Raw genomic sequence first — 5,384 nt, forward strand, 5'->3', positions numbered from 1 at the left:
GCACCCGCCGTCCGGGGAGGCATCTCGCGGCCCGGGGACATCCCGGCCGGCCGAGGGGAGCCCTCCCCCCGGCCACCCATCCGCTGCGCGCGCACGGAACGACCACGGAGGTATCCGATGCCCTACGCCATGATCACTTTCCGGATCAAACCCGGACACGAGGACGAGCTGGCCGAGTTGTTCGGCGGCGCCCCTCCCCTGGAGTCGCCGGTCGTCACCGGCGAGAACGGCGAGGAGACCGCCCGGCTGCTCGGGACCGGGGTGTTCGTCAAGGACGACGTGCTGGTGCGGCTGGTCCACTACGAAGGCGACTTCGCGGGGATCGCCCGGCACCTGGCCGGCCAGCGGCACGTCCACATCATCGAGGACAAGATCGTGCCGTACCTGGCCGACGCGCGCGACACCGCCACCTCCGACGGGTTCGCCGCCTTCTTCCGCAACTCGATGATGCGGTGTGTCACGCAGTCGTCCAGCGAGACGCACACCACCCGGCTGTGACATCGGCCGCGGGAGGCGGACCCGGCGCTCGCCGCTCCGCCGAACCGGGGCCCGGGCGCGCCGCGCACCGCCCGGGCCCCGCCGCCGCGATTGGAGTGACCACCATGCCGCACGACGAGAGCGTCGACGTCCTGGAGGCGGTCGAACGCCAGACCGCCGCCCTGTTCGCACAGGCCAACCGGCTCGTGGAGGCCCTCGCCGCGCGAGCCGGGCTGGACGCGACCCGGTTTCGGTGCCTTTCCGTGCTGTGCCGCCAGGGCCCGATGTCCGTCCGCTGCCTGGCCGCGATGGCGGGTCTCACCGACGAGGAGGCCGCCGAGGTGGTCGGCCACCTGGAGCACGACGGCTACGCCGTACGCCGCCGCGAGGACGGCGGCAACCGCGTGCTGGTCCACCCCGACCGCGTCGCCCACCGCGCGCGGGTGGAACCCGCCCTCAGGGACCTGCGCGAGGCCTGGTATCCCCTGGTCAGGCGCAGGTTCGACGATCTTGGCCTCGTCGTGGGCCTCATGGCGGAGGGCCGCAGGCTGAGCGAGCTGTCGATGACGTTCCGCACCCAGCCCGAGGCCTTTACAATGTAGATTAACAACGGCCGGGAGGATCCCGCCCTAAGATCGCACCGTGGACGTGCCCGCCGTACCCGACCCCGGCCTGGGCGCCGTCACGCCCGCCGCCGACCCCTACGTGGTCTACCTCGACGCCCTGGCCGGCGCGGAGTCCCGGCGCACCATGCGCGGCTGCCTCGACAGGGTCGCCCGCGTCATCACCGGCGACCCCGCCGCGACCGGCGCCGGCCAGCCCTGGCACCTGCTGCGCTACGAGCACACGGTGCGCATCCGCACGATCCTCACCGAGCAGGGATGGTCGCCGGCCTACGTCAACAAGCACCTGGTCGCGCTGCGCCGGGTGCTGCGCGAGGCATGGCGCCTCGGCAAGATGACCGCCGAGGACTACCAGCGCGCGGCCGACCTGCCCACCCTGCAGCACACGCGCCTGCCCACCGGCCGGCACGTCCCGCCCGAGGTGGTCGGCGCGGCCCTGGCCGTCTGCGACCGCGACGACTCCCCCGCCGGGGTGCGCGACAGCGCGCTGCTGGCCGTGCTGTACTCCACCGGCTGCCGCCGCGCCGAGGTCGCGGGCCTCGCGCTGGCCGACTACGACGTCGCCGCGCGCTCCCTGCGCGTCCGCGGCAAGCGCGACAAGGAACGCCTGGTCTACCTGACCGCGGAGGCGGTCGCCCGCACCGAGGCCTGGCTCGCCGTGCGGGGGCGGGCGGCGGGGGCGCTGTTCGCCCCCATCAGCAGGGCCGGGCGGCTGCGGGCCCCCGAGGGCAGGCCCGCAGCGATGACCGGGCAGGCGATCGCCGACATCCTGGCCCGGCGCCTTTCGGCCGCAGGGGCCACCAAGAGCACCCCGCACGACTTCCGCCGCACGTTCATCGGCGAGCTGCTGGACGCCGGGGTGGACCTCGCCACCACCCAGGCGCTGGTCGGCCACGCCTCCCCCGTCACCACCGCGCGCTACGACCGCCGCCCCGAGAGCCGCCGCAGGGAGGCCGTCGACCGGCTGCGGATGCCCGACGCGCGCCCTTTGCGCCCCGGCGGCCCCTGAACCCGTCTAGGACTTCCTGCGCTCGCGCCAGGCCTTCGCCCTCAGCCGGTACAGCACGTGGGGACGCAGCGGGCTGCCGGCCGCCGGGCGAGGGTGCTCGAAGTCGTCACGGGGGTCGCGGGTCATGCCCAGACGCCGCATGACGGCCTGCGAGCGCACGTTGGCGGGCACCGTCATGGAGACCACCTCCGCCAGCCCCGCCGGTCCGAAGCCGTGGTCCAGGGCCGCGGTCGCCGCCTCGGTGGCGTAGCCGTGCCCCCACGCCTCGCGCGCCAGGCGCCAGCCGACCTCCACAGCCGGGGTGAAGTGCGCCTCGAACCTCTGCCACACCAGGCCGGTGAACCCGGCGAACAGCCCGCTGTCGCGCACCTCCACCACCCACAGCCCGAACCCGTGCTCCTCGAGGCCCGCCTCGATGCGGCCGGCCATCGCGTCGCTCTCAGCACGGCTCAAGGTCGCTGGGAAGTGCTCCATGACCTCGGGGTCGGCGTTCATCTCGGCGAAGGGCTTAAGGTCCTCCTCGCGCCACCGGCGCAGGACGAGCCGCTCGGTCTCCAGCATGGTGCACCATTCTGCCCCAGTCCGCCCCTCTGCCCCAGTCCGCCCCCAGGTCGCCGGACTTCTGGCGCCCGGAACGGCCGGTCTGGAATAAGAACCTCTGGGAGTGGGTTAGAGTCGAGTAGCCGATGTGGTTTGTGTCCCCCGGGCCGCAATTACCGCCTTCACGGAATACCGTTCGGCTGGAGCCGTGTTGTGCCTCTCGCCGAGGAGGCGACCGCCACATCGGTCTAAACGGAGCGCCCCGCAAGCTCGTCTTGCGGGGCGCTTCGTTGTACGACGATGTAACACTTTGTGGGCTGCCGTAACACAAGGTTTCCACTCAGCGCCGTATGGTTGGCATTGGCCGTCCGCACACCGGGAGAGTCCGTGCTGTATCGCATCACGAAGATCATCACCAGTCCTGTGCTACGACTGCTGTGGCGTCCGCAGGTGACCGGGGCGCGCAACGTCCCGAGGTCGGGGGCGGCGATCCTGGCCTCCAACCACCTGTCCATCCTGGACTCGGTGTTCCTGCCTCTGATGCTCCCGAGGCAGGTGACCTTCGTCGCCAAGTCGGAGTACTTCACCGGCAACCGCCTCATGGCCACGTTCATGCGCAGCACCGGCCAGGTGGCGATCGACAGGGAGAGCGCCTCGGCGGCGCAGGCGATGCTCGACTCGGCCCTGCAGGTGCTCAAGGGCGGTGAACTGTTCGGCATCTACCCCGAGGGCACCCGCTCCCCCGACGGGCGGCTCTACCGCGGCAAGATCGGCGTCGCCTGGCTGGCGCTGACGGCGGGCGTGCCGGTGATCCCGGTGGCGATGGTCAACACCGAGCGTGTGCTGCCGCCCGGGGCCTCGGTCCCGAGGATCGCCAAGATCGGTGTGCGCATCGGCGAGCCCATGAGCTTCACCGGCGACCCCGGCAGGGCGAGGGACCGGCGCGCGGTCACCGACGAGGTGATGCGCGCCATCCAGCGCCTGTCGGGCCAGGAGTACGTCCCGGCGTACGCCGCGAGTCACAAGGAGCGGGCCAAGGAGGCCGCCTGAGCCGCTCGGGGGCGGCAAAGCGGCGAACACCACGGATGGCCCCGCGCTAGGCTCGTGGCGACGTCGAGACACCGGGGGTAACGCGTGCCGCGCGGCCGTATCATCGCGATCACGTCTGTAGCGACCGTGCTGGTGGTGGGGGCCGCCGCCGGTGGCGCCTACTACGTCCTGCACACCAGGGGGAGCGCGGCGCAGACCGCGGGCCACTTCGCCGGCGCCTGGGGCCGGGGCGACCTGGCCGCCATGCGGGCCGACCTGGCCTCGCCGGCGGCCGGGTTCGACGCCGCCTACGCCGAGCTGGCCGAGAACCTCGGCGTCCAGAAGACCTCGGTCAAGCTGGGCGCGGTGAGCCCGGCGGGCGACGACCGGGCCAGGGCCGCCTACACCGCCACCCTGTCGCTGAAGAACATCGGCCAGTGGACCTACACCGGCTCCCTGGACCTGGTGGTCAAGGACCACTACTGGAAAGTGGCCTGGACTCCCGCGGCCGTCCATCCCTCGTTGACCGGCTCCACCTACCTGGCCCTGAAGACCACCTGGCCGCAGCGGGGCGCCGTGCAGGACGCCTCCGGCCGCCGCATCGACCAGGGCGACGTCGGCGGGTCGGTGCAGCAGCTCGTCGGATACCTGGACAAGGCGACCGCCAAGGACGTCGCGAAGCTCGGCTCGTCCTACAAGACGGGCGACGCCGTTGGCAGGGGCGGGCTGCAGGAGACGTTCCAGAAGGATCTGGCGGGAGTCCCTGCCACCCGCATCACGGTCACCGACGGCTCCAAGAAGACCGTCGAGACGTTGAAGACCATCGAGGGCACTCCCGGCGCGGCCGTGCGCACAAGCCTGGACCCACTGGTGCAGAAGGCCGCCGTCGACGCGGTGCGCACCCTGGACAAGCCCACCTCCCTGGTGGCGATCCGCCCCGCGACCGGTGAGATCCTCGCCGTCGTCAACAACCGCGGCGGGTTCAACCGCGCCCTCGACGGGCGCTACCCCCCGGGGTCGACGTTCAAGACCGTCACCGCCGCCGGGCTGCTCGCCGAGGGGCTCACCCCCGAGCAGAAGGTCACCTGCCCCGCCAAGGCGAGCATCGGCGGCCTGGCGATCCGCAACTCCGACCACGAGGCGTTCGGCTCGCTGACGTTCCTTGACTCCTACGCCCACTCCTGCAACACGACCTTCGCGCCGCTCGCCGCCCAGCACCTCAGCGGCGGCAAACTGTACGACATCGCCTCTAAGATGGGGTTCAACCAGCCCCTGACCATCGGCGTCCCGGCGACCAAGGGCAGCATGCCGAAGCCCACCAGCGACGCCGACCTCGCGGCCGAGTCCTTCGGGCAGGGCCGCATCACCGCCAGCCCCCTGGTGATGGCCTCGGTGGCCGCGGCGGTGGCCGACGGCACCTGGCGCCCGCCCACCCTGGTGCCCTCGCTCAAGCAGAAGGCCCAGCCGCAGCAGCTGCCGGCCGAGGTGGCGCGCGACCTTCGCACGATGATGGCCGCCGTGGTGAGCAAGGGCACGGCCAAGGGAGCGGGCCTGCCCAAGGGCACGGCGGGCAAGACGGGCACCGCGGAGTTCGGCACCGGCCCGAAGCTCGACTCCCACGCGTGGTTCATCGGCTTCCGCGGCGAGGTGGCGTTCGCCGTGGTGGTGGAGGCCGGAGGCATGGGCGGGTCGGTCGCCGCCCCGGT

Annotated in this window: 6 protein-coding genes; 5 read left to right on the forward strand and 1 reads right to left on the reverse strand. The window is 72.3% G+C overall.

Annotated features, from left to right (window positions below; all coding sequences use genetic code 11):
- The first annotated feature begins 117 nt into the window (after nt 1–117).
- From AB0O34_RS35960 to AB0O34_RS35970, 3 genes are all read left to right on the forward strand, one after another.
- The gene (locus tag AB0O34_RS35960) at nt 118–498 is read left to right on the forward strand and encodes a SchA/CurD-like domain-containing protein (RefSeq protein ID WP_363923328.1); all 381 of its coding nucleotides are present in this window, start codon (nt 118–120) and stop codon (nt 496–498) included.
- A 104-nt stretch (nt 499–602) separates the two neighbouring features.
- Nucleotides 603–1,079 (forward strand): hypothetical protein, encoded by a 477-nt coding sequence (locus tag AB0O34_RS35965; protein WP_363923330.1) that lies wholly within the window; start codon nt 603–605, stop codon nt 1,077–1,079.
- A gap of 40 nt (nt 1,080–1,119) precedes the next feature.
- Nucleotides 1,120–2,109, forward strand: a complete 990-nt coding sequence (locus AB0O34_RS35970; RefSeq protein WP_363923332.1) for a tyrosine-type recombinase/integrase — start codon at nt 1,120–1,122, stop codon at nt 2,107–2,109.
- A gap of 6 nt (nt 2,110–2,115) precedes the next feature.
- Here AB0O34_RS35970 and AB0O34_RS35975 read toward each other — a convergent pair whose 3' ends face one another.
- Complete coding sequence (locus tag AB0O34_RS35975; protein WP_363923334.1) at nt 2,116–2,670, reverse strand: GNAT family N-acetyltransferase; 555 nt, start codon at nt 2,668–2,670, stop codon at nt 2,116–2,118.
- Nucleotides 2,671–3,036: 366 nt separating this feature from the next.
- Between AB0O34_RS35975 and AB0O34_RS35980 the strand changes: the two genes are divergently transcribed.
- Both AB0O34_RS35980 and AB0O34_RS35985 read left to right on the forward strand, forming a co-directional pair.
- Nucleotides 3,037–3,699: a lysophospholipid acyltransferase family protein gene (locus tag AB0O34_RS35980; protein WP_363923335.1), complete on the forward strand. Its 663-nt coding sequence runs from the start codon at nt 3,037–3,039 to the stop codon at nt 3,697–3,699.
- An 84-nt stretch (nt 3,700–3,783) separates the two neighbouring features.
- Nucleotides 3,784–5,384, forward strand: a 1,601-nt coding sequence (locus AB0O34_RS35985) for a penicillin-binding transpeptidase domain-containing protein (RefSeq protein WP_363923337.1), incomplete at its 3' end; no start/stop codon positions are given.

It is taken from the genome of Sphaerisporangium sp. NPDC088356 (assembly GCF_040685555.1).
GTDB lineage: Bacteria > Actinomycetota > Actinomycetes > Streptosporangiales > Streptosporangiaceae > Sphaerisporangium.

Coding starts and splice junctions, on each gene's coding strand:
- AB0O34_RS35960 (WP_363923328.1), top strand. CDS start 118: ATGCCCTACGCCATGATCACTTTCCGGATCAAACCCGGACACGAGGAC.
- AB0O34_RS35975 (WP_363923334.1), bottom strand. CDS start 2,670: ATGCTGGAGACCGAGCGGCTCGTCCTGCGCCGGTGGCGCGAGGAGGAC.
- AB0O34_RS35965 (WP_363923330.1), top strand. CDS start 603: ATGCCGCACGACGAGAGCGTCGACGTCCTGGAGGCGGTCGAACGCCAG.